Source organism: Massilia frigida, assembly GCF_011682175.1.
Lineage (GTDB): Bacteria > Pseudomonadota > Gammaproteobacteria > Burkholderiales > Burkholderiaceae_D > Telluria_A > Telluria_A frigida.
Window position 1 is genome coordinate 1 of the sequence record NZ_WHJG01000044.1, and the last position, 23,151, is coordinate 23,151.

Below are 23,151 nucleotides of genomic sequence, written 5' to 3' on the forward strand. Positions count from 1 at the left end.
TTGCATGTGTAAGGCATGCCGCCAGCGTTCAATCTGAGCCAGGATCAAACTCTTCAGTTCAATCTCTGTTTAATGTCCTTGCGGACAGATCGCTCACTCAAAATACTGACAAGCTCATCTTTCGATGCGCCGTGTTTCTTTTTTGTGAACATTTGATAATTTAAGTATTCAACGTCGCTTACGCTTCGTTGGCACCTTCATCAAACGCCCACACTTATCGACTGTTAATTGTTAAAGAACTTATTCTGTACTATCTTGCCGCATGGTACGAAGCGTTGTGTTCGTTGCAGCAGAGAGATGAGATTATGCAGCGTTTCGCGTTTCTCGTCAACCTCTTTTTGTTACTTCGCTTCTTTCGAAACGCCCCTGATCTGTCCTGCAACTACTTGATTTCGCTACTGAATCAGCGGGGAGGCGAACTATAGCAAAAGGGCCGTATTTCCACAAGCCGCCTTCGCCGATTATTTCGGTTTGTAGGTGATCAGCGGCAGGGCCACGTCCGCGTTATTGGCCACATCATTGCTTCCACCGGACATGTCGACAGTTGCCTTGTCGCACCAGTTGGCCTGGCCCGACGCACTCTGCGCCAGCACCTCGGCCATGGCCTCATGAATCTTTGCCGCCACCTCGCCCTGCAAGGCAGTGCGCTTGACCGGCGACATATCCGCCATCGCGCGCCGTTGCTTCTCGATAAAGCTGGCATTGCGCTGCTTCCAGCCGTTGGCGGCCGTCACGAATTTTTTGCTGTGAGGCGCGACGTTGGCACAGACCGGCTCGAACTTGGCGGCCACTTCGGACATCAAGGCCACCACCAGCACCGCATGCTGGAGCTCGGGCGACGGCACGCCGGCCGCCGATATGCCACCGCCGGACGCGTCGGCGCCGCCTGACTTGGGAGCTGGCGCGATCTTGGGCTGGGCCGGCACGGGCCCTTCCACTGCGCGCAGCACGGAGCCCTTCATCACGCTGACCTTGAGCTTGTCGCCATTTTGCGGACGGTCGGAGAACGTGACCTTCCCATCCGGACCGACGGTCTTGTACATTTGCGCGGACGCGGGCGCGGCGCAGCAAATAAGGGCAGCAGCGATGACAAAAATGGGCTGTAATTTATTCATGTGACAAAATTTGGCGCAATACTCCACGCGATGGCGACCGATTCATATACTAACGTAGCATTGGGGCGAAATGCGCAAACACATTTCCTGTACGCACGTTTTTGAGCCAGAACACAACAGCCTGGCTCCTCAGCTTTATTCCATTGCAAGATTTATGCCTGCGATTGTTATGCGGCAGCAACATCAGGCTGGCATGTGCCGATCACCCGCCCCGCGCGCAGGTAGAATGTCAGCTTTCGCCCATACCGCCTCGCCATGACCATCCTGCTCTCGACCCTGAACGCCCGCTACGCCCACGCATCGCTGGGGCTGCGCTATCTGCTGGCAAACATGGGCCCCCTGCGGGAGCGGACCAGCCTGCACGAATTCGTGATCGGCGCGAAAACCACCGAAATCGTCGAACGCCTGCTGGCGCAAGCGCCGCGCATCATCGGTTTCGGTATCTATATATGGAACGTCGAAGAAACCACCAAGGTCGTCGCCATGCTCAAGCGCGTCGCGCCCCAGGTGGTGATCGTGCTGGGCGGGCCGGAAGTGTCGCACGAGCCGGGCGAGCAAGCCATCGTGCAGATGGCGGACTACCTGGTCACCGGCTGGGGCGACGTGACCTTCCCCAAGCTGTGCGGCGAGATCCTGCACGGCCCCAAGCCGCTGATGAAGATCCACGCCGGCGTGCAGCCGCCGATGGCCGACATCGCCATGCCCTACTCCTTATATACAGACAACGACATCGCCAACCGCACCTTATATGTGGAAGCCTCGCGCGGCTGCCCCTTCAAGTGCGAATTCTGCCTGTCCGCGCTCGACAAGACCGCCTGGCCCTTCGGCCTCGACACCTTCCTGGGCGAGCTCGAAACGCTGCACGCGCGCGGCGCGCGCCTGTTCAAGTTCGTCGACCGCACCTTCAACCTGAATATCAAGACCAGCCTGAAGATCATGCAGTTCTTCCTCGATAAAATCGAAGCGAACCCGGACGACCCGGTGTATGCCCACTTCGAGCTGGTACCCGACCACCTGCCCGATGCGCTGAAAGAAGGCATCCGCAAGTTCCCGCCCGGCGCGCTGCAGTTCGAGATCGGCATCCAGAGCTTCAATCCGGCGGTGCAGGCGCTGGTCAGCCGGCGCCAGGACAACGCCAAGGCCGCCGAGAACATCCGCTGGCTGTGCGAGCAGTCGCACGCCCACCTGCACGTCGACCTGATCGCCGGCCTGCCGGGCGAAGACATGGGCAGCTTCGCGCGCGGCTTCGACCAGCTGGTCGCGCTCAAGCCGCACGAGATCCAGTTCGGCATCCTCAAGCGCCTGCGCGGTACGCCGATCATCCGCCACACCGAAGAACACGGCCTGGTATTCGATCCCTACCCGCCCTACACCATCCTGGCCACCAAACTGATCGACTTCCAGACCATGCAGCGCCTGGTGCGCTTTGCGCGCTACTGGGACCTGGTGGCCAACTCGGGACGCTTCGCACACACGCTCACGCACTTGCTGGGCGAGTCGCCCTTTGCCAATTTCATGGCTTTCTCCGACTGGATCTACGCAAAAACCGATGCCACCCACCGCATTGCGCTCGACCGCCTGGCCAGGCTGGTCGCGCAATGGCTGGAAACGCGCGGCATGAGCCGTACCGACGCGGCGGAACTGGTGGGCAGCGATTATGCCGGCCGCATCGACGCGCCGGCCGACAAGACCAAGCCGGTAGCGAGCGTGCCGCAGCGCCAGGCGCGCCATCTGGCCGCATAAACCGGCGCCGCGCGCCGGCGCTGTCGATACACGATTCCATGGGCGCCGCCGCCCCGCGCACGAACTCCTGTAGCGGTCACGGCGATTCTCTTTTACACTGGCGCAATGCAGATTGAAAATGCGCCAACTTTAACCCTCGAATCGCCTGATGCAGGCTCGCCCCAATCGGTCGTCGCCAACGGGATCTGGCAGGTCCACGCGCTGGCCCAGTGCGGCGCGATCAAGACCATCAACGCCACCCTGGTCTCGCTCAAGGACAAGCCGGCGCTGGTATGGGACCTGACCCAGATCGTCCGCCTCGACCACATCGGCGCCCAGATGTTCTGGAACGCCTGGGGCAAGAAGCGCCCCGCCCAGCTCCAGCTGGCCGAAAAACAGGAAGAACTGTTCAAGCGCATCGAGGAAGCGAGCAAGCTGCAACTGCCGCGCACGCGCCCCAACCGCTTCAACTGGGTCATGACCCTGGGCAGCGGCATGCTCCACTTCTTCGAGCACACGCAAGGCTTCATCCGCCTGATCGGCCAGGTGGTGCAGGATATCGGCCGCTTCATCCGCCATCCGATGACGGGGCCGTGGCGCGAAGTGTCGGCCAATATTTTCCATTCCGGCTTCCAGGCGCTCGGCATCACCGCGCTGGTCGGTTTCCTGATCGGGGTCGTGCTGTCCTACCTGTCGGCCCAGCAGCTGCGCATGTTTGGCGGCGATATGTACCTGGTCAATATCCTCGGCATGAGCGTGATCCGCGAACTCGGGCCGCTGCTGGCCGCCATCCTGGTCGCGGGCCGTTCCGGTTCCTCCATCACCGCGCAGCTCGGGGTGATGCGGGTGACCGAGGAACTCGACGCCATGCTGGTCATGGGCATCTCGCACGGCTACCGCCTGATCATGCCGAAAGTGGTGGCGCTGGCGATCTCGATGCCGCTGCTGGTGGTGTGGACCGATGCCATGGCCCTGATCGGCGGCATGGTCTCGGCCAAGGTCGAACTGAACCTGTCGGCGCGCTACTTCCTGCAAAAGCTGCCGGACGCGGTGCCGCTGTCGAACTACATCATCGGCCTGCTCAAGGGAACCACCTTCGGCATGCTGATCGCGCTGGTATCCTGCCACTTCGGCCTGCGCATCAAGCCGAACACCGAAAGCCTGGGGCGCGGCACCACCACCTCGGTGGTTACCGCGATTACCGTGGTGATCCTGGCCGACGCGGTGTTTGCGATTATTTTCAGCGGAGTCGGTTTCTGATGGATGAACAAAAAGCGGAAGACGCGCGCCAGCACCTGAACATGCGGCCCGAGGAAGATGTCGGCCCGCCGGTGGTCCAGATCACCAAGCTGTGGACCAAATTCGGCCGCACCGTGGTGCACCAGGACCTGAACCTCGACATCTACCAGGGCGAGATCCTGTCGATCGTGGGCGGCTCGGGCACCGGCAAGACCGTCCTGCTGCGCCAGATGCTGGGCCTGGAGACGCCCGCCAAAGGCTGCGTGCGCGTGTTCGGCGAAGACATCAGCGAGGCCGACGCCGACCAGCTGCAGCGCATGCGCAACCACTGGGGCATGCTGTTCCAGCAGGGCGCGCTGTATTCGGCGCTGACCGTGTTCGACAACATCGCCCAGCCGCTGCGCGAGCTGCGCGCCCTGCCCGAAGACGTGATCCAGGACGCGGTCCTGCTGAAAATGAACATGGTGGGGCTGGGTGTCGAACACGCCAAGAAGATGCCGTCCGACCTGTCCGGCGGCATGATCAAGCGCGCCTCGCTGGCGCGCGCGCTGGCGCTCGAACCGCAACTGCTGTTCCTCGACGAGCCCACCGCGGGCCTCGACCCCGACCTGTCGGACGCCTTTGTCGCGCTGATCCAGTCGCTGCACCGGGAACTGGGCCTGACCGTGGTCATGGTCACGCACGACCTGGACACCCTGTTCGCGCTGTCGACCCGGATCGCGGTGCTGGCCGAAAAACACGTGATCGCGATCGGACCGACGCGCGACGTCCTGAAAGTGGACCATCCCTTCATCAAACAATTCTTCCTGGGTGCGCGCGGCCAGCGCGCCCTCGAAGTGCTCGACGAATACGACGCCGAGCACGCACCGGAGCACTAGCATATGGAAAACAGATCACACGCCCTGATGACAGGTTTCTTCACGATTGCGCTGCTGGTGGCCACGGTCCTGGCGGGCATCTGGTTCAACCGCGACCGGGTCGAACGGGTGCCCTACCAGATCGCCACCATCCAGTCGATCCCGGGCCTGAACCCGCAGGCGGCGGTGCGCTACCGCGGGCTGGAAGTGGGCAAGGTCGACGACATCAGCTTCGACGCCAGGATCCCCGGCCAGATCCTGATCCACCTGTCGGTCGATGCGGAAGCGCCGATCACCCGCACCACCTTCGCCACCCTCGGCTACCAGGGCGTGACCGGGATTGCCTTCATCCAGCTCGACGACGAAAAAACCGGCTCGACCCTGATGGCCAGCAGCGAAGAGAAGCTGGCGCGCATTCCGCTGCGTCCGGGCCTGCTCGACCAGCTTGAAAAGCGCGGCCTGGTGATCCTCGACAAAGCCGAGGAACTGGCCACCCGCCTGGACGCCATGGCCGCGCCGGAAAACCAGAAGATCATCCTCGACGCCTTCGCCAACGTCAGCAAGGCGGCGATTGCCTATGGCGAGATCCCGGCCAAGCTGGAACCGACCCTGGCGCGCCTGCCGCAGCTGACCGCGAAGGCGGAACAAAGCTTCGCCGCCTTCGACACCTTCAGCAACAACGCCAGCACCATGACGCGCAGCTACACCAAGCTGGCCGACGACCTGCAAGCGCCGAACGGGGCGATTGCGCGCCTGAACAGCACCGTGGACCGGGTCGGCGGCTCGCTCGAAGCGGTCACCACCGACCTCGAAATGCAAACCCTGCCGCACTTCGTGGCCATGACCGACGAAGCGCGCACCTCGCTGCGGGCCGTGCGGCGCACCATGAATTCGCTCAACGACCGTCCGCAAAGCCTGTTGTTCGGCGCCGCGCCGCCCACCCCGGGCCCGGGTGAACCAGGTTTTACCGCACCGACCAAATGAGGACCACCGTGAACCACACCCCGACTCCGCGCACGCACGTGTCCACCACCGTACGCCGCCTGCTGCTGGCCGCCAGCGCCGGCGCCGCGCTGCTGCTGGCCGGCTGCGCCAGCGAAAAGCCGGCCCTGAACACCACCTTCGACTTCGGCCCCGCCGCCAGCAGCGCGCCGGCCGCGCGCGCGCCGATCGCCGCCGTCGTGGTGGGCGAGGTCACCGGTTCGGCGGCGCTCGACAGCGAACGTATGTACTACCGCCTCAATTACAGCGACCCGCTGCAGGCGCGCGCCTACGCCAACAGCCGCTGGAGCGCCACGCCGCTGCAAATGGTCACCCAGCGCCTCAAGTCGCGCATTGCGCAATCGGGCGCCAAGGTACTCAGTGTCAGCGACGCCTCCGACGGCGTGCCGATCCTGCGCCTGGAAATCGTCGACTTCACCCACAACTTCGACAGCCAGACCCAGAGCCACGGCCAGCTGGTGCTGCGCGCGTCGCTGTTCCAGGGGCATAAACTGATCGACCAGAAAACCTTCGAGCGCAAGAACGCGGCCACCAGTGCGGACGCCGGCGGCGGCGCGCGCGCGCTGGCCGGCGCCACCGACACGGTCGCCGCCGACGTCATCGCCTGGATCGCCACGCTGCCCCTCAAAAAAGAATGAACGCGCCGCACGCGCCAGGGCCTGCTCCCATCCCCTCGCCGGTAACGGCCGCCGTGCGCGGTTCGCCCGTGGCGCGCGCCTCGCTGCTGGCCTACATGCTGCTGATCGTGTACGCCAGCTGGTTCCCGTTTTCCGGCTGGCGCGGCAGCGGCCTGTCGCCGCTGATTTTCCTGACCCTGTCCATGCCCCAGTACTGGACTGGCTTCGATGTGATGGTCAACATCATCGGCTATATCCCGTTCGGGACCCTGCTGGTGCTGGCCATGTATCCGCGCCTGCGCGGCCTGTGGGCCATCCTCGCCGCCGCCATGCTCGGCATCCTGGTCTCGGGCACGATGGAAGCGGTGCAGACCTACCTGCCCAGCCGCGTGCCATCGAGCCTGGACTTCATCACCAATGCGGCCGGCGCGCTGGCCGGGGCCATCATCGGCGCCCTTGGCGCGCGCTCCTTCCTCGACCAGAGCCGCTTGTACAAGCTGCGCCAGCGCTGGTTCGCGGCGCACGCCAGCCAGGGCCTGGTACTGCTGGCCCTGTGGCCGCTGGCCCAGATCTACCCGCTCGGCTACATGTTCGGCCATGGCCAGCTGCTGCCGATTTTTTCCGAATGGCTGTCGGCCTGGCTCGATACCGACATCGACCTGGTCACCATGCTGCGTCCCGGCGCCGCCATGAGCGTGGAACAATACTGGCTATCGGAAACCATCATCACTGCCTGCGGCATGACCGGCGCCGTCTTGACCATGTTGTGCCTGCTGCGGCGCGGCGCCCCGCGCCTGCTGCTGATCGGCGCCATGCTGGGCGCGGCGCTGCTGACCAAGACCCTGGCCAGTTCCCTGCTGTTCAAGCCCGACAACGCGCTGGCCTGGATCACCCCGGGCGCCCAGGGCGGCTTCCTGATCGGCCTGATCATGCTGTCCGGCCTGGCCTTCGCGCCCGAAGTTGCGCAGCGGCGGCTGGCGGTGGTCACCCTCGTGCTCAGCCTGCTGGTGGTGAACACGATCCCGGTCAATCCTTACTTTAGTGCCACCCTGCAAGGCTGGGTACAAGGCAAGTTCCTGAACTTTAATGGCGCAGCGCAATTCCTTTCCCTGCTATGGCCGTTTTTTGCGATCTGGTTCCTGCTGCTGCCCTCGCATAAACTCAATCGGCGCGAAGAACGCGTATCATTGCGCTAGCGTTGCGCCCATGGTGGCGCATGTGTAAACACCGATCACGCAGTACAGTAAAGAAACGGGAACCCCCATGAGCGATACACCCTACTTCGAGCAGCACGTCTTCATCTGCATGAATGTGCGCGAGGATGGACGCCAGTGCTGCGGCAAGCTCGGCGCTGAAATTGCGCAGAAGCACGCCAAGCGCCGCATGAAAGAACTGGGCATGAACGGGCACGGCAAGGTGCGCATCAACCAGGCCGGCTGCCTCGACCGCTGCGACGAAGGTCCGGTGCTGGTGGTCTATCCGCAAGGCACCTGGTACACCTATGTCGACACCAGCGACATCGATGAAATCATCGACTCCCATTTGGTTGGCGGCAAGGTCGTCGACCGTCTCAAAATCTGATTACTTGTTTACATGAACACTGCCACGCATAATCTGCTGAACAAACACGCTGAAAAATTCACCCTGGCCGGCGGCGCCGGACCGATGGAATGCCTGCTCGACCTGCCCCCAAGCGCGCCGCGCGGCATCGCCCTGGTCGCCCACCCGCACCCGCTGTATGGCGGCACCATGGACAACAAGGTTGCGCAAACCCTGGCCCGCACGTTTGTGGCGCTCGGCTACGCGGTGGCGCGCTTTAACTTTCGCGGCGTCGGCGCATCGGCCGGCGTGCACGACGGCGGCGCCGGCGAGACCGACGACATGGCCCTCATGCTGGCCCACATGCAAGCCCAGTATCCGGGCCTGCCGGTGGCGCTGTCGGGCTTCTCGTTCGGCACCTTTGTGCAAGCCCAATTGCAGCAACGCCTGATCGCCGCAGGACAGCCGGCCGAGCGCCTGGTGCTGGTCGGCACCGCCGCCGGCAAATGGCCGATGCCCGAAGTGCCGGCCGACACCATCCTGATCCACGGCGAAGTCGACGACACCATTACGTTGACCCAAGTGCTGGACTGGGCGCGGCCGCAAGACATTCCGGTCATCGTCATTCCCGGCGCCGATCATTTCTTCCACCGCAAGCTGGGCCACATCAAAACACTGGTGGTCCAACTGTGGCGGCGTGAGGGCGCAATTCCACTATCGCCACTATAATTGGGCGCCCCTTTTTCGCACCACTTTTTTGAGTACCCATTCCCATGAGAAAACTTATTGCCGCACTGGCTGCCAGTGTCCTGGCGCTATCGTCCGCCGTTGCGCAAACCATGCCCCCGCCGACCATCGCGGCGCGCTCCTGGCTGCTGCTCGACGCCACCAGCGGGCAGGTCATCGCCTCGCAGGATCCCAACGCCCGCATCGAACCGGCTTCGCTGACCAAGATCATGACGGCCTACCTGACCTTTGCCGCGCTCAAGGAAAAGAAGCTGGCCCTGAACCAGATGATCAACGTCTCGGTCAAGGCCTGGAAGGTCGACGCCAGCAGCTCCAAGATGTTCATCGACCCGGCCACGCCGGTTTCGGTGGACGACCTGCTGCACGGCCTGATGGTGCAGTCCGGTAACGACGCCGCAGTCGCCCTGGCCGAAGCGGTGGCCGGCGATGAAAGCGCCTTCGTGTTCCTGATGAACCGTGAAGCCCAGCGCATGGGCTTGAAAAACACGCGCTTCGCCAACCCGCACGGCTTGCCGCACCCCGACAACTTTTCGACCGCGTACGACCTGTCGGTCCTGGCCGCGCGCGTGATCGCCGACTATCCCGAGTTCTACAAGATCGACTCGGTCAAAAGCTTTACCTATAACAAGATCACCCAGCCCAACCGCAACCGCCTGCTGTGGCTCGACCCGACGGTGGACGGCATGAAGACCGGACACACCGAAGCGGCCGGTTTCTGCATGATCGCCTCGGCGCGCCGTCCCAACGGCAACAGCCAGCGCCGCCTGATTTCGGTCGTGCTCGGCACCAATTCGGACCAGGCGCGTACGCAGGAAAGCCAGAAGCTGCTCAACTGGGGCTTCCAGAACTTCGACACGGTCAAGCTGTATTCCAAGGGCCAGGCGATCCAGACGCCGGAAGTGTGGAAAGGATCGGCCAACGTGGTCAAGATCGGCTTCAACAACGACGTCCTGGTGACGGTACCGAAAGGTGTGGCGGCCAAGATGAAACCTGTGCTGGAGCGCAACGACCCGCTGGTCGCCCCGCTGCCGCTCAACAGCAAAGTCGGCACCCTGAAGATGATGGTCGATGGCAAGTCGATCATGGAACTGCCGGTGGTCGCGCTCGAAGAAGTGCCGCAAGCATCCATTTTCGGCCGCGCCTGGGACTCGATGCGCCTTTGGCTCAAGTAAGCAGCAAGGTTTCCCAACCGGGGTCTGAGCTCGGTGAGGAAATTTCAGGGCCTTATTGCTTAACCGGGGTCAGACCCCGGTTGCTTAACCGGGGTCTGACCCCGGTTGGGAAACACTGTAAGAAAAAGAAAGAAGCCGATGACCGCAGTCCTGCCCGCCGACCTGTTTTGCCCGCGCGTCCGTACCCGTGCCCATGGCCCCGACCTGTCGCGCATCGTGGCCGGGATGTGGCGCATGGGCGAGTGGGGCATGTCGGCCGGGCAGCGCGTCGCGTTCATCGAGCAGTGCATCGCACTTGGCGTGACCAGCTTCGACCATGCCGATATCTACGGCAACTATGGCGTCGAAGGCCTGTTCGGCGAAGCCCTGCGCCTGCAGCCTTCGCTGCGCGACCGTATCGAGCTGATCAGCAAATGCGGCATCAAGCTGGTCTCGCCGCAACGCCCACAACATACCATCCAGCATTACGACACCAGCGCCGCCCATATCGTCGCCTCGGTCGAGGAATCGCTGCGCCAGCTGCACACCGACCGCCTCGACCTGCTGCTGATCCACCGTCCTGATCCGCTCATGGAGTTCGACGAGATCGCGAGCGCCTTCGCGGGCCTGCGCCAGGCCGGCAAGGTGCTGCATTTCGGCGTGTCGAATTTTTCACGCCACCAGTTCGAGTCGCTCAACCGCCGCATCGAACTGGCCACCAACCAGGTTGAGTTCTCTCCCCTGCACACCACGCCGATGTTCGACCAGACCTTCGACGGCTTGCAAGACCTGGGCGTGGCGCCGATGATCTGGTCGCCGCTGGCCGGCGGACGCCTGTTCGCCAGCAGCGACGACAATGCCGATCACTTGCGCCTGGTGATCAAGGGCATCGCCGATGCGCTGAACCAGCCATTCGCGAGCGTGGTGTTTGCGTGGATCATGCAGTTGCCATGCCGCCCAGTGCCGCTGACCGGCACCGGCCGCATCGAGGCGATCGCGGTGGCCGTGGCCGGCACCCGCTTCACCCTCAGCCGCAGCGACTGGTTCACCATCCTGCGCGCCGCACGCGGCCACGAAGTAGCTTAGCCAGTGCCGGGAGCAGCGGGTATGTCGGACATGGTCGAGAGCACGGCCCTCAGCGCCTTGCAAAAGAAGGACTTGCTGCACCGCCTGGCGCGCATCGAAGGCCAGTTGCGCGGGGTGCAGAAGTTGATCGCGCAAGCTGCCACGCCGTCCGATTGCGATGCCGTGGCCCAGCAGATGGCGGCGGCACGCAAGGCGCTCGACCGCTCGTTCGTGCAACTGCTCACCAGCACCATGCAAACCCAGAGCGCCAACGCGCGCGACCTGGCCGAAGCGCAAGCCAGCGCCAGCAAGCTGGCGGCCATGCTCGACAAGTTCGCCTGAAGCCTTGCTAGTCTTCGTACACGGCCGGGGCCGGCACGCCGCGCCAGCCGAGTTGCCATGCGATATTGAGCAGCAGGGTAAAGCCGATGTACAACACGAAAAACAACACGAAGAAGCGCGTCTGCAGCCAGGCGAGCAAGGCCACGCCGACACCAATGACGGCGAACAGCAGCATGCTTTTCGGCTGCTTGGAGCTGGGGAAACGCACCGTTGACACCATCAGCGTGCCGACCCCGACCATCAGCAGCATCACCAGATAAGCTTGCATGGTAGTGGTCAGCGGCGCCGGCCAGGCCACCACGACCGCGGCCACGCAGGCGGCGCCGGCTGTGATCGGCATGCCGACGAAGTAGCGCGGATCGGTCCGTCCGACATTGACGTTGAAGCGTGCCAGCCGCAGCGCGCCGCAGGCGACGAACACGAAACAGGCCAGACCGCCGGCGCGCAGCAGGGTCGGATGGTCGGCGCCCAGTTGCACGAAACCGTAGCAATACAGCAGCATGGCCGGGGCGCAGCCGAAATTCATGACGTCGGCGATCGAGTCGAGCTGCATGCCGAATTCGGACGAGGTATTGGTGGCGCGCGCGACAAAACCATCGAGCGCGTCGAACACGCCGGCCAGCACCAGCAGGATGGCGGACATGCGGTAGTCGGCGGCCAGGCCGATGTGGGCATTGTCGACCGACATGACGATGCTGCCGAAACCGCACGCAATCGATAGCAGCGTGACAAAGCTCGGCAGGGCAAACTTGGCGCGCGCGAGGCGCTGCTGGCGTGTGGGTTTCAAGTGGTTTCGCAATCGCATCGAGGATAGTGTTGGTATTTTACAGCGTCAACCTGCATGCGCCAGATCAAACGACGGCAAACAAATCTCACCGATTTCTGAATTCCCCTAGAATCGATTCTCAGGAGATTTTTCCAGCCGGGGGAGAGCAGCATGAACAGATTGCATCGCTGGAGCACGCTGGCCGCCGGCCTGTCATGCGCGCTGGCCATGTCCGCCTGCGGCGGCGACGCCGGCCATCCCCCGGCGGCCCAGACCAACGCCTCGGCCGCGCTGGCCCAGGTGAAGGGCGCCCCCGTCGCCACCAATATGACCGCGCTCGATGGCTTGAACTGGATTAACTTCCGGCGCGCGCAGATCGGCATGCCCGTGCTGACACGCAACGCGAATCTGGAGCGCGCCGCCCAGGGCCACTCCGACTATCAGAAGAGCAATAACAAGGTGACGCACGACCAGACCGCTGGCGCCCCCGCCTTTACTGGCGCGCAACTGCTCGACCGCCTCACCGGCGCCGGCTATGTGTTCCTTCCCAGCGAGACAGCCTATGGCGAAGTGATCTCGGCCACGTCGAACGCGTCCGGCTTTTACATGGCAGAAGAATTGATCACGGCCATCTACCACCGCTTCGTGATGTTCGAGCCCAAGTTCAAGGAAATCGGCACCGGCTCGGCCACCACCGCCGCCGGCTACACCTATTTCACCAGTAACTTTGCGGCCAACAATGGCTTCGGTCCCGGCATGGGGCGCGGCAATATTGCTACCTGGCCGACCGATGGCCAGGCTGGCGTCGCGCCTAACTTTTTCAGCAACTACGAAGAACCGGACCCGGTCGAAAACCTCAATGAAGTCGGCTACCCGATCAGCGTGCACGCCGATCTCGACGCCACGCTGACGGTGGATAGTTTCACCGTGCGCCCGCGCGGCGGCGCGCTGCTCAACGTCAAGCTGCTCCAGCTCGGCGCGGACAGCCACACGCCCAAGTCGGCCGCCGCGATCATTCCGCTGACCGTGCTGGCGCCCAGGACGATCTATGACGTCAGCTTTTCCGGCAGCATCGACAGCCTGCCCATCACGAAAACCTGGTCGTTTACGAGTAAATAAGCCGGTCCGACTGGGGTTTGCCGAAACAATTCTGCTATCGTGTGATGCATTAGATAATGAACACACGCCATTTCATGCCATTGAAAGAGAAGCCGCCCGCCCTCGTGGAACTACGCGCCGACGCCGCCACACGCGCGGTGATCGATATGGCCGACGGCATCGACCGCATCATGGGAAACCGCGATTTGTATGCGCGCATGCTCTCGCGCTTTCGCAGCGATTACGCGCATGGGGCGGTGCCGATCGGCGCAGCGCTCGCGGCGGGCGATGCCATTCTGGCGCACCGCCTGGCGCATACCCTGAAAGGCGCAGCCGGCATGATCGGCGCGCACCGCCTGCACCAGCAGGCCTGTACCCTGGAACTGGCGATCCGCACCGATCCGCCGGCGCAGCAGGCGGCACTGAACGCGCTCATGGGCTCCTTCGACAAGGTCTTGCACCTGCTCGACCAGGTGGTGGCCGGCAGCGCGCCCGGCGGCTTCGCGCTGGAAATGCCGCAGCGTCCGCTGATGCAAGACCCGGTGCTGCTGGCGCGGCTGGTGGAATTGCTGATCGACGCCGATGGCGCGGCGGTCGACCTGCTGGGCGAGTCGGGCGCGAGCCTGCGCGTGATCCTGGGCGACGCCAGGCTGGCGCGGGTAACAAAGGCGGTGAATGACTTCGATTTCGAGGGCGCCCTGCGCGCGCTAAGGCAAACCGCGCTGTGATGGACGGCGGGCGGCGTGGCGCAGCCGCGTCAGCGGGTGTATTCGGCTTCTTCGTCGAACGAATCGGCGCAAGCCTTGCCGCAAAAGCGCTTGACGCTATCGAGCGGCTTTTCACAGTACCAGCACGAGCCCTTGGGCGGCAAGGCCTGGCGCGGCCGCACGGGCGCCGGCGCTGCGTCGGACGAGGCGTCCAGCCCCGCCGCCTTTTCCGGCAAACTTTCCTCTATCGTTCCCACGAGTCACCCCCAAAACGGCAGCACAGCGAATTCTCAGAGCAAGATTACTTTAGCGGAATACTTTGGACATGAGAATTCGCAAGTCCTGCGGCATTCGATGAAACGGTCACGATCCATCCCAAGTTTGCACGCAATATGCGGCAGCCGCAATCAAGGGAAAACACGCGTTCGTTGCGACACAACAACCACGGAGATACCCGACAGTGGGTAGATTCGCAGCGTTAAATCATAGCAGGATTGAAAATGCGCGGCGGCCGGGGGGCGACCAGGAAGGCGGCGACAATACCGGCGGCCTTACTTCGCCGGTTCGACCGTGACGATCAGGGAAGAGGCGCTCGTCTGTATGCGCGTCGGCACGAATTGCACGCCGGCATAGCGCAAATCTTCCGGACGGAAGTGATAGACCGCCACATCGGCGACGACTTTTTTCATCAGCACATTGGCCGCCGCGGCCAGGCTGCGCTGCGGTGCGTCGTCAATGCCATCGATGGCGAAGCGATCCACGCGCGGCTCGGCCATCAGCACGGCGTTGCGGGCCGCATCGATATACGGGCGGCCGGACATGGCCAGGCTGCCGCGCCAGGACTGGCGCGTGAAAGGCGAGCCCACCGCCGCCTCCAGGGAAACGCCGACGCGGCCGCTGGAGGCGGCGAGCGACAGTTGCGGGCGCTTGAGTTCGATATCGAAGATTTCCACTACCCGGTTGCTGATGGGGAAGCGCCGATCCATGCCTGCCTGCAGCTTGGTTAAGGGGAGTTCGATCTGGCCCGGGCCGATCACGCTGGCGCAGGAAGCCAGCAGGCTGCCGGCCAGCGCCAGCAGCGTGCATGTGCGGAGGAGCTTTTTCATGAGACGAAGGCTAGCATGATTCGATGGGCGCAGTGGCTGGCGTGATGCCACGCCGGGCTTGACGCCAGCCTCTACGCCAGTTGTGGAACCGGTTTTCGGACTGAATGCCTTTGCCTCTGCCGTTTTTGCCCCCCTCCTTCATACCGTCATTCCTGGCACTGCCAGAAATGACTTCCCGCGCAGCGTCCAGTTTCAAAGAAACTCCTCCAATTCTTTGGAACGAGGCAAGTGCAGAGGCTAATGTCGCTAACGTAAGCTCCGTCTTTTCTGCCAATGGCAGGAAAGACGGTTTTGAAGGTGGGAGCCACAAACCGCCGCCAGCGGCACGCAGCGCATCCGCCTATCCACCATCCCCAGCGCAAACTTGCGCGCGCGCCAGCAGCAGCGCCCGTTCGCGCAGATTATTGGTCAACTCCGCCGCCTGCTCGAACTCGGCACGCGCCTCGTCCATGCGCCCCAGGCGCGCCAGCAAATCGCCGCGCACGCTGGGCAGCAGGTGGTAGTTGCGCAGCGCATCGCAGGCGATCAGCGCGTCGACCAGTTCCAGCCCGGCCGCCGGCCCGTAGGCCATCCCCAGCACCACCGCGCGGTTCAGCTCCACCACGGGCGACGGCATCAGCTGCGCCAGCGCATCGTACAGCGCGGCGATACGCTGCCAGTCGGTCTGCTCCGCGGTCAATGCGCGCGCGTGGCAGGCGGCGATCGCGGCCTGCAGCGCGTACGGCCCGTAACCCTCGCCCAGCTGCCCGGCCCGCTCCAGCGCCGCCAGTCCGCGCCGGATCAGCAACTGGTCCCAGCGGCTGCGGTCCTGGTCGAGCAGCAGCACCGGCTCGCCTTGCGGCCCCAGCCGGGCGCGCGCACGCGAGGACTGGATTTCCATCAGCGCCACCAAACCATGCACTTCGGATTCGTGCGGCAACAGGCCGGCCAGGATGCGGCCGAGCCGCAGGGCTTCGTCGCACAGCTTGGGACGCATCCAGTCGCCGCCGGCGCTGGCGGAATAGCCTTCGTTGTAGATCAGGTAGATCACTTGCAGCACCGACGCCAGGCGCGCCACCAGTTGCTCGGTGCGCGGTACCTCGAACGGGACCTTGGCTTCGGCCAGGGTGCGCTTGGCGCGCACGATGCGCTGCGCCACGGTCGCCTCGGAGACGAGGAACGCATGGGCGATTTCATCAGTCGTCAGCCCGCCCAGCAGGCGCAGGGTGAGCGCCACGCGCGCCTCGGTCGACAATACCGGATGGCAGGCGATGAACATCAGGCGCAGCAGATCGTCGCCGATGTCGTCTTCCAAGGTAGCGTCGAGGTCGGGCGCGGCGTCCTGCAATAAGGTTTCGATTTCGTAGGTGAGCTCGGACTCCTTGTTACGCTGCAAGGTCGCATGGCGCAGGTGGTCGAGCGCGCGGTTCTTGGCCACCGTCATCAGCCAGGCGGCCGGATTGTCGGGAATGCCGGCCTCGGGCCAGCGTTCGAGCGCACTGACCAGGGCATCCTGCGCCAGTTCCTCGGCCAGGCCGACGTTGCGCAGCATGCGCGCCAGCGCCCCGATGATGCGGGCCGACTCGATACGCCAGACGCCCTCGATAACGCGCGCGGCCGCCCGTTTAGCGTCTGTCGCCCCGATTGCCTGTGTAGCCTCGGTAGCCCGCTTCGCCTCGGCCGCCCCGGTTGCCTGTTTAGCCCCGGTTGCCTGTTTAGCCTCGATAGCCTGTTTCGCCTCGGTCACCTGTTTAGCCTCAGCTGCCTGTTTAGCCTCGATAGCCTGTTTCGCCTCGGTCACCTGTTTCGCCTCCGTCGCCCCTTTCAGCGCCTGCGCCTGCGTTGCCTGCATCGTCTAGCGCAGGACCGGCGCGCCGCCCGCCAGCTGCGCGCGCATGCCGGCATCGAGCTGGCTGGCGCGCATGTGTTGCTCGGCGGCGCGCAACTCGGGGGTAAAGGCGCCGGCGGCGTCGCTCAGCTCGGCCAGTTGGCGGATTTCCACCTCGACCGGCGGGCCGACCGGATACGGATTGCGCGTAGCCCAGGCAATGGCATCCGGCAGCGAGGGAGCGCGAATCAGCCAGTAGCCGGCGATCATTTCCTTGATTTCGGTGAAGGGGCCATCGACCACGGTCAGCTTGCCGGACGCCATTCTTACCCGCACGCCCAAGGCGCTCGAGCGCAAGCCGTCTGCCCCGAGCAGCACGCCGGCACGCGCCTCGGCCGCATTGTGGGCATCGAGGGCGTCAAGCCGGGCGCGCGCGACCGGGGTTTCGTTTTCCAGATCGATGCTGGAACGCAGCAGGATGGCATAGCGCTGGCCGGGCGCATCGGGCTGGCCGGCAGCGTGGACGTCGGCGCAGCCACCGGGGCAGCCGCTCAGGCGCACCTCGACCTCGGCGGCGCCGGCCTCGCCGGACGGCCAGCGCGCAGCCCATTCCAGCGCCTCTTCTTTCGATGCGACATCGATCACGGCGAAGCCGGCGAGCACTGCCCGTGCCTCGGGAAACGGGCCATCGGCCCGGGTGACGCCGCCGCTGGCGATGCTCAGGCGTACCCCGCTGGCGCTGGGAAGCAGGTGCTCGCAGGCGCGCAGGATGCCGGCGTCGGCCATGGCGCCGGCGTAGCTTGCGAAGGCCGCGCGGCCGGCCGGCGACAGGGGCAGGCCGGCTTCGTGAGCCGGGTCGGATCGCAGCAAGAGCATGTAGCGCATGGTGTTCTCCAGGAAGGCAAGTGAACGGACAGTGGCTGCCAACTGCCGCCCCCGCGCCTGATGGGCGGGGACGGCATGGGTCTACAGTTGCGCGCGCAAGCGTTCTTCTTGCTCGCGCAGCTCCGGCGTGAATTCGGCGCCGAAATCTTCCGCCTCAAACACTTGCCGGATCTCGATCTCGGAATCACTTTCCATCGGATTCGGACAGCGTTTGACCCACTCGATCGCTTCTTCCTTCGACTTTACCTGAATCAGCCAGAAGCCCGCAACCAGCTCTTTGGTTTCGGCAAACGGGCCGTCGACCACGGTGCGCTTGTTGCCGGAAAACTGGACGCGCGCGCCACGCGAGCTCGGATGCAAGCCTTCGCCGGCGAGCATCACGCCGGCCTTGACCAGTTCTTCGTTGTATTTGCCCATCTCTGTCAGCAGCTTTTCGCTGGGCATTTTTCCAGCTTCGGACTCGGAACTGGCCTTCACGAGGATCATGAATCTCATGTCAGGTCTCCTGTTTTGCGCCGGGTTCGCCGCAGGCCTTGGCCGCGCCTTCCTGCATTTCTTCGGGGCTCATGTCGCGCACGTGATGGGCGATCGACCAGCTGTGGCCATACGGGTCCTTGACCACGCCATAACGGTCGCCCCAGAACATGTCGGACGGCGGCATGACGGCGGTGGCGCCGGCGTCGACGGCGCGCTGGAATGCCGCGTCGGCATCCTGCACGTACAGGTGCAGGGTGACGGGCGAACCTTTCAGGGTCAGGGGGCCGATGGAACCCCACTCCGGCGTTTCCTCGGCCAGCATGATGGTGGAATCGCCGATGCGGATCATTCCGTGGATCAACTTGCCATTGGGCGCCAGCATCTTGCTGGCATCGGTGGCGCCGAAGGCCTTGACGTAAAAATCGATGGCGGACACGGCGTCGGCGCACACGATGTGCGGGGTGACGGTATGCATGTCCTGGGGAATGCGTTGGACGGCTTGCGTGCTCATGAAGAATCTCCTTTGCGTGTCTAGGTTAGTCAGTCAATGGTTGATTAAGTTCCGTGCGCCAGGTGGATGGATCGGGATCGAGATCCGGACCGCTGACGTACACTTCCCACAGCCCAGGCGCTTTGCTCAGGCCCTGCGCCTCGATCCAGGCCATCAGCTGGCCCCAGGCGCCGGGCAGGGCGTCGTAGGGACCATGCAAAACGGCGCGCGCCACCCGCGCCGCCGGCAGTACGCCGGGCTGTACGCGCCCGGCTGGCGCGACCGGTGCGGACACCGGGACGCCGATTTCAAAGTCGAAACGGTCGGGCTGCATGCGGAAGTGGTGCGAATAGCAGCGTCCGGCCGGGCCGACGCCCTGGGCCGCGGTGGTGGCCAGCAATTCGGCCATGCCGGGGCCCATGGCGTGGACGATCTCGGCGCGTGGAATGTCGAAGCGGATGACGGCCGCCCGTACCGGGTCGGTGCGGGTGATATACGGCGTGTCGAGCATAGCGGTTCTCCTTGAAGAGTGGGTTGCTACTACGACGACGTTGCAGCCGTCGCGCAATCGACAGCATTGAACATTATTTTTTAGTTTATTTCCACGAGGCCGGATCGACCACGCCGATCGCGCGGAAGGCGGGCTTGCAAAACAGGTAGCCTTGCATCAGGTCGACGCCGGCATCGCGCAGGAAATCGCGCTCGCCCGGCGTTTCGATGCCTTCGGCCAGCACCGCGATCTCCAGGCTGGCGCACATGGCGACGATGGCGGACACGATGGCTTGCCTGGGCGGGCTGGTATCGATGTCACGCACCAGTTGCATGTCGATCTTGATGATGTCTGGCTGGAATTCGGACAGCAGGTTCAAGCCCGCATAGCCGGCCCCGAAGTCGTCGATGGCGGTGCGGAAACCGAAGCGGCGGTATTCCTCGAAGATATTGACGAGGTGCGGCCGGTCCATCACCTGTTCGCTTTCGGTGACCTCGAAGATAATCCGCTCGATGGGAAAACCATAGTCGCGCGCCGCGGCAAAGGTGCTGCGGATGCAGGCTTCGGGCCGGTACACGGCATTCGGCAGGAAGTTAATCGACAGCAGCTCGGCGATGCCCAGCCCGGCCGCGCCGCGAATCGCCCGCACCCGGCACGCCTGGTCGAACATGTAGCGGTTGGCGTCGTTGACCCTGGAAAGCACCGAATACGCCGATTCACCGTTCGGCCCGCGCACCAGCGCCTCGTGCGCGTAAATGGCGCGCTGGCGCAGGTGAATGATGGGCTGGTAGGCGTAGTCGAAGTCGAAATCGAGTTCGTCGTCATTCCGGCACTGCACGCACGCGGGAACCGGATTGACGTGGGCATCGTCGGCGGGGCAAATGGGGATCATCGGGCAGCCACTCCTGAAATTGCGGCGAAGGAGCCACTATATCAAATGAGCGGACTCATGCGCGCAACGTGCACGCTGTCCGGTGTGCTGCCCTGCCGTGCGGCCGGGATTATCGGGCCAGGATCGCCGCCGCCGTCTGTTTCAGGATGCCGACGCGCTTGGCGGTGCAGCGCACTTCCTGTTCATCGTAGGTTTCCTCAGCCAGCTTTTCGCACTCGACCGCACGCGCGATCACTTTGTGCACGGTGCCGCCGCGGCGCACCAGCAATTCACTGGTGTAGCTATTCATCCACGCCGCGTCGCCCAAACCCTCGACCGCGAGAATCTGGCTGGTCGGGGTGGTCATCACCATGTCTTTTTCGGCGCCGGCCGGGAGCGACTTGGTATAGCGCTCGATAATGAACATGGAGGGGCCTTGCTTGCCTGCCGAGGTCTTGAACACGCATGCTTCCGAAAACATGCCTTTGCTGGACTCCTTGCCTGCCACCGGCATGCCGATCATCGTTGCGATGGCATCGGAAGCCAAAATCTCGCAGATCGGCGCGGAAATCTCAGGCGCGGCCATGGCAGGCAAGGCTGCCAGTTGCACCAGCAACACAGCTGCCGCGCGAAAATACTTCTTCATACCCATTCCTTCAGTTGTCATCGTGTCGATCAGCTGAACATTATAGCAACATTAGTTTCACTGCTATAGCGATAAGCGATGCCTGCATCACGATACAACAGCGCCATCGCATGCCTGCTGCAACTGGCGGCGCGCCTCCATCAGGGCAAACCCGAGCAGGTTCGGACCTTGCCACTGGTTCGGGTCTTGCGAGCGCGGATCGTCCGCGGCAAGGCCGGTGCCCCAGATGCGGTCGACCGGACTGGCTTCCACCAGCACGTGCTCGCCGGTACCCATCAGGAAATCGCGCAGGGCCGGGTTTTGTCCGAATTTGGCGACGTTGGCGCGGCAGACGATATCGAAACGGTGCGCCAGCCAGTCGGCATCGACGAACCCGGCCACGCCGCGGCCGAGCGCCTTGGCGGCACCCGGGGTGGGCGCGGCCAGCACCTTGGCGCGGGTGGCTTCGTCGTTGAACAGGCGCGCCTTGGCCGCCATCATGAAGTGCTCGGCGGTGGCGTAACGGTCGCCGTCGAGCTTGAACGGGGCCGCGTACCACTGGCTGAAGCAGCTGCGCGTGAGCTTGCCATCCTTGGCGGGCGTGTGGCCCCAGAACTGCAGGAACGAAAACGATTCGCCGGCGTTGAAACGGCTGCGCAGTTCGTCGAGGGTACAGGGTAATGTCATGGCGGGAGCCTTTTGTGTAAGGGGATCATTGAAATTCACGACCCAGTTGCGGCCGGCAAGGCGTTCACCGCGCGTCGCAAGGTTTTAGGCAGGCAATAGACCAGCAAGATCGGCGGGAGGGCGACGATACACACGATTTTCCCCATCGGGGAAGGGCCGGTCCACAGAGCGCCGATCAGCATCGCCAGCACGCACAGGTACAGAAACCCCAGCACCGCCAAGGGACCGGACAGGTAAAACAAGAAGCCGCCGATGCACAGGAGCGTGACCAGGCCGATCTTGCCATCGTGCGCTTGCGGTGTCATGGCGTGCGTGAGCGTCGACGCCGATGGCGCGGTATCCATGGCCTATTTTCCTATGCAAAAGCGGCTGAAAATCACGCCCAGCAAATCGTCCGACGAAAACTGGCCGGTGATGCTCGACAGCTGGGCCTGCGCCAGCCGCAATTCCTCGGCGAACAGGTCGAGCGACTGGTCGTTTTGGGCGGCATGCTCGCCCGCCAGCGCCAGGTGCTTGTGCGCCGAACGCAAGGCGATCAGGTGCCGCTCGCGCGCCAGGAACAACGATTCGCCGGTCTGCTGCCAGCCGGCGATGCGCAACAGTTCCGCGCGCAGCAAGTCCATGCCCACGTGTTCATGCGCCGAGAGGTAGATATTGGTCGCTTCCTCGGTCGGGTTGACCGAGGGCTTGTGACCCGACAGGTCGATCTTGTTCCACACGCGCAGCACCGGCACGCCGGCCGGAAAGGCGGCGACGATGCCGTCGTCGGCCCGGGTCGGCCCCAGGTCGGCGTCGAGCAGGTGCAGGATGACGTCGGCCTTGGCCACTTCGCCCCAGGTGCGCTCGATGCCGATGCGCTCGACCACGTCGACCGCGTCGTCGATGGTGCGGATGCCGGCGGTGTCGATGATGTTGAGCGGAATGCCTTCGATCTGGATGGTTTCGCTGACCTTGTCGCGCGTGGTGCCGGCAATCGGCGTGACGATGGCCACGTCGGCTCCGGCCAGGGCATTAAGAAGTGAAGACTTACCCACGTTGGGCTGGCCGACCAGCACCACGTTGAGCCCTTCGCGCAGCAGCGCGCCCTGGGCCGCCTGCTGGAACACGCGCTCCAGGGAGGCCACGATCACGGCCAGCTGGCCGCGCGCGTCGGACTTTTCGAGGAAGTCGATCTCTTCTTCCGGGAAATCGAGGGTCGCTTCGACCAGCATGCGCAGGCCGATGGTTTGCTCGACCAGGGTATTGATGGTCTTGGAAAAGGCGCCGGAGAGCGACTGCGTGGCCGACTTGGCGGCGGCCTCGGTGGAAGCGTCGATCAGGTCGGCGACCGCTTCGGCCTGGGCCAGGTCGAGCTTGTCGTTAAGGTAGGCGCGGCGCGTGAATTCACCGGGCTCGGCCAGGCGCAGACCCGATTCCGCGCCCGCTTCGAGCACGCGCGCCAGCAGCATCTGCAGCACGATGGGGCCGCCGTGGCCCTGCAGTTCGAGCACGTCTTCGCCGGTGTACGAGCGCGGGCCCTTGAAATACAGGGCGATGCCCTGGTCGATCACGGCGCCGTCGGCCTGTTTGAAGGGAATATAGGTTGCGCGGCGCGGGCTCAGGGTGACATCCGGAAACAGCGCGGCCAGCAGCGGCGCCAGCGATTTGCCGGAGGCGCGCACCACGCCGATGCCGCCGCGGCCCGGTGCGGTGGCGATCGCGGCGATGGGGGAAGTATCAAGTTTCATAGTTGTGATTGTAATTTAA

General features: G+C 64.0%; 27 protein-coding genes. 13 read left to right on the forward strand and 14 right to left on the reverse strand.

What is annotated here, in order from left to right:
* Nucleotides 1–461 precede the first annotated feature (461 nt).
* Nucleotides 462–1,115: a DUF4124 domain-containing protein gene (locus F2P44_RS28635; protein WP_167092298.1), complete on the reverse strand. Its 654-nt coding sequence runs from the start codon at nt 1,113–1,115 to the stop codon at nt 462–464.
* A gap of 255 nt (nt 1,116–1,370) precedes the next feature.
* Here F2P44_RS28635 and F2P44_RS28640 point away from each other — a divergent pair, with 255 nt between their 5' ends.
* From F2P44_RS28640 to F2P44_RS28690, 11 genes are all read left to right on the forward strand, one after another.
* Nucleotides 1,371–2,858, forward strand: coding sequence for a B12-binding domain-containing radical SAM protein (locus tag F2P44_RS28640; RefSeq protein WP_167092301.1), 1,488 nt, complete (start codon nt 1,371–1,373; stop codon nt 2,856–2,858).
* A gap of 105 nt (nt 2,859–2,963) precedes the next feature.
* Nucleotides 2,964–4,097 (forward strand): MlaE family ABC transporter permease, encoded by a 1,134-nt coding sequence (locus F2P44_RS28645; RefSeq protein ID WP_167092304.1) that lies wholly within the window; start codon nt 2,964–2,966, stop codon nt 4,095–4,097.
* A gap of 41 nt (nt 4,098–4,138) precedes the next feature.
* Complete coding sequence (locus F2P44_RS28650) at nt 4,139–4,954, forward strand: ABC transporter ATP-binding protein (RefSeq protein WP_229423808.1); 816 nt, start codon at nt 4,139–4,141, stop codon at nt 4,952–4,954.
* 3 nt (nt 4,955–4,957) lie between these two features.
* Entirely contained in the window at nt 4,958–5,917 is a 960-nt protein-coding gene (locus F2P44_RS28655; RefSeq protein ID WP_167092310.1) for an MlaD family protein, read from the forward strand.
* Between the two features lie 8 nt (nt 5,918–5,925).
* A complete protein-coding gene (locus F2P44_RS28660) occupies nt 5,926–6,573 on the forward strand; it encodes an ABC-type transport auxiliary lipoprotein family protein (protein ID WP_370662757.1) in 648 nt (215 codons plus the stop codon).
* On the forward strand, nt 6,570–7,748 hold the full coding sequence (locus F2P44_RS28665; RefSeq protein WP_167092316.1) for a VanZ family protein: 1,179 nt from the start codon (nt 6,570–6,572) through the stop codon (nt 7,746–7,748). The genes F2P44_RS28660 and F2P44_RS28665 overlap by 4 nt, the downstream gene beginning before the upstream one ends.
* 67 nt (nt 7,749–7,815) lie before the next feature.
* Nucleotides 7,816–8,133, forward strand: coding sequence for a (2Fe-2S) ferredoxin domain-containing protein (locus F2P44_RS28670; protein ID WP_167092319.1), 318 nt, complete (start codon nt 7,816–7,818; stop codon nt 8,131–8,133).
* 36 nt (nt 8,134–8,169) lie between these two features.
* The gene (locus F2P44_RS28675) at nt 8,170–8,820 is read left to right on the forward strand and encodes an alpha/beta hydrolase (RefSeq protein ID WP_167092458.1); all 651 of its coding nucleotides are present in this window, start codon (nt 8,170–8,172) and stop codon (nt 8,818–8,820) included.
* 44 nt (nt 8,821–8,864) lie between these two features.
* Nucleotides 8,865–10,010, forward strand: coding sequence for a D-alanyl-D-alanine carboxypeptidase family protein (locus F2P44_RS28680; RefSeq protein ID WP_167092322.1), 1,146 nt, complete (start codon nt 8,865–8,867; stop codon nt 10,008–10,010).
* Nucleotides 10,011–10,148: 138 nt separating this feature from the next.
* Complete coding sequence (locus F2P44_RS28685; protein WP_167092325.1) at nt 10,149–11,075, forward strand: aldo/keto reductase; 927 nt, start codon at nt 10,149–10,151, stop codon at nt 11,073–11,075.
* A 21-nt stretch (nt 11,076–11,096) separates the two neighbouring features.
* Complete coding sequence (locus tag F2P44_RS28690) at nt 11,097–11,396, forward strand: metal-sensitive transcriptional regulator (RefSeq protein WP_167092328.1); 300 nt, start codon at nt 11,097–11,099, stop codon at nt 11,394–11,396.
* A gap of 7 nt (nt 11,397–11,403) precedes the next feature.
* Here F2P44_RS28690 and pssA read toward each other — a convergent pair whose 3' ends face one another.
* Nucleotides 11,404–12,183, reverse strand: a complete 780-nt coding sequence (pssA, locus tag F2P44_RS28695; protein ID WP_229423807.1) for a CDP-diacylglycerol--serine O-phosphatidyltransferase — start codon at nt 12,181–12,183, stop codon at nt 11,404–11,406.
* A 150-nt stretch (nt 12,184–12,333) separates the two neighbouring features.
* Between pssA and F2P44_RS28700 the strand changes: the two genes are divergently transcribed.
* Entirely contained in the window at nt 12,334–13,281 is a 948-nt protein-coding gene (locus F2P44_RS28700) for a CAP domain-containing protein (RefSeq protein WP_167092334.1), read from the forward strand.
* Nucleotides 13,282–13,337: 56 nt separating this feature from the next.
* Complete coding sequence (locus F2P44_RS28705; RefSeq protein ID WP_167092337.1) at nt 13,338–13,988, forward strand: Hpt domain-containing protein; 651 nt, start codon at nt 13,338–13,340, stop codon at nt 13,986–13,988.
* Nucleotides 13,989–14,017: 29 nt separating this feature from the next.
* Here the strand turns inward: F2P44_RS28705 and F2P44_RS28710 are convergent, their stop codons facing one another.
* The 12 genes from F2P44_RS28710 to mnmE all read right to left on the reverse strand — a co-directional run bounded on the left by F2P44_RS28710 (nt 14,018) and on the right by mnmE (nt 23,132).
* A complete protein-coding gene (locus F2P44_RS28710) occupies nt 14,018–14,224 on the reverse strand; it encodes a hypothetical protein (protein ID WP_167092340.1) in 207 nt (68 codons plus the stop codon).
* Nucleotides 14,225–14,518: 294 nt separating this feature from the next.
* Entirely contained in the window at nt 14,519–15,073 is a 555-nt protein-coding gene (locus tag F2P44_RS28715; RefSeq protein WP_167092343.1) for a DUF1439 domain-containing protein, read from the reverse strand.
* Between the two features lie 340 nt (nt 15,074–15,413).
* The gene (locus tag F2P44_RS28720) at nt 15,414–16,697 is read right to left on the reverse strand and encodes an RNA polymerase sigma factor (protein ID WP_167092461.1); all 1,284 of its coding nucleotides are present in this window, start codon (nt 16,695–16,697) and stop codon (nt 15,414–15,416) included.
* Nucleotides 16,698–16,907: 210 nt separating this feature from the next.
* Nucleotides 16,908–17,765, reverse strand: coding sequence for a YciI family protein (locus tag F2P44_RS28725; protein ID WP_167092346.1), 858 nt, complete (start codon nt 17,763–17,765; stop codon nt 16,908–16,910).
* A gap of 81 nt (nt 17,766–17,846) precedes the next feature.
* Nucleotides 17,847–18,260, reverse strand: a complete 414-nt coding sequence (locus tag F2P44_RS28730; protein ID WP_167092348.1) for a YciI family protein — start codon at nt 18,258–18,260, stop codon at nt 17,847–17,849.
* A 1-nt stretch (nt 18,261) separates the two neighbouring features.
* The gene (locus F2P44_RS28735) at nt 18,262–18,753 is read right to left on the reverse strand and encodes a VOC family protein (protein WP_167092351.1); all 492 of its coding nucleotides are present in this window, start codon (nt 18,751–18,753) and stop codon (nt 18,262–18,264) included.
* Between the two features lie 25 nt (nt 18,754–18,778).
* Nucleotides 18,779–19,243, reverse strand: a complete 465-nt coding sequence (locus F2P44_RS28740) for a GyrI-like domain-containing protein (RefSeq protein ID WP_167092354.1) — start codon at nt 19,241–19,243, stop codon at nt 18,779–18,781.
* 85 nt (nt 19,244–19,328) lie between these two features.
* A complete protein-coding gene (locus F2P44_RS28745; protein ID WP_167092357.1) occupies nt 19,329–20,114 on the reverse strand; it encodes an EAL domain-containing protein in 786 nt (261 codons plus the stop codon).
* A 109-nt stretch (nt 20,115–20,223) separates the two neighbouring features.
* Nucleotides 20,224–20,739, reverse strand: coding sequence for a hypothetical protein (locus tag F2P44_RS28750; protein ID WP_167092360.1), 516 nt, complete (start codon nt 20,737–20,739; stop codon nt 20,224–20,226).
* An 87-nt stretch (nt 20,740–20,826) separates the two neighbouring features.
* Nucleotides 20,827–21,405, reverse strand: coding sequence for a riboflavin biosynthesis intermediates N-glycosidase (ybiA, locus tag F2P44_RS28755; RefSeq protein WP_167092363.1), 579 nt, complete (start codon nt 21,403–21,405; stop codon nt 20,827–20,829).
* 35 nt (nt 21,406–21,440) lie between these two features.
* Nucleotides 21,441–21,749 (reverse strand): hypothetical protein, encoded by a 309-nt coding sequence (locus F2P44_RS28760; RefSeq protein ID WP_167092366.1) that lies wholly within the window; start codon nt 21,747–21,749, stop codon nt 21,441–21,443.
* A 3-nt stretch (nt 21,750–21,752) separates the two neighbouring features.
* The gene (mnmE, locus tag F2P44_RS28765; protein WP_167092369.1) at nt 21,753–23,132 is read right to left on the reverse strand and encodes a tRNA uridine-5-carboxymethylaminomethyl(34) synthesis GTPase MnmE; all 1,380 of its coding nucleotides are present in this window, start codon (nt 23,130–23,132) and stop codon (nt 21,753–21,755) included.
* Between the last annotated feature and the right edge of the window lie 19 nt (nt 23,133–23,151).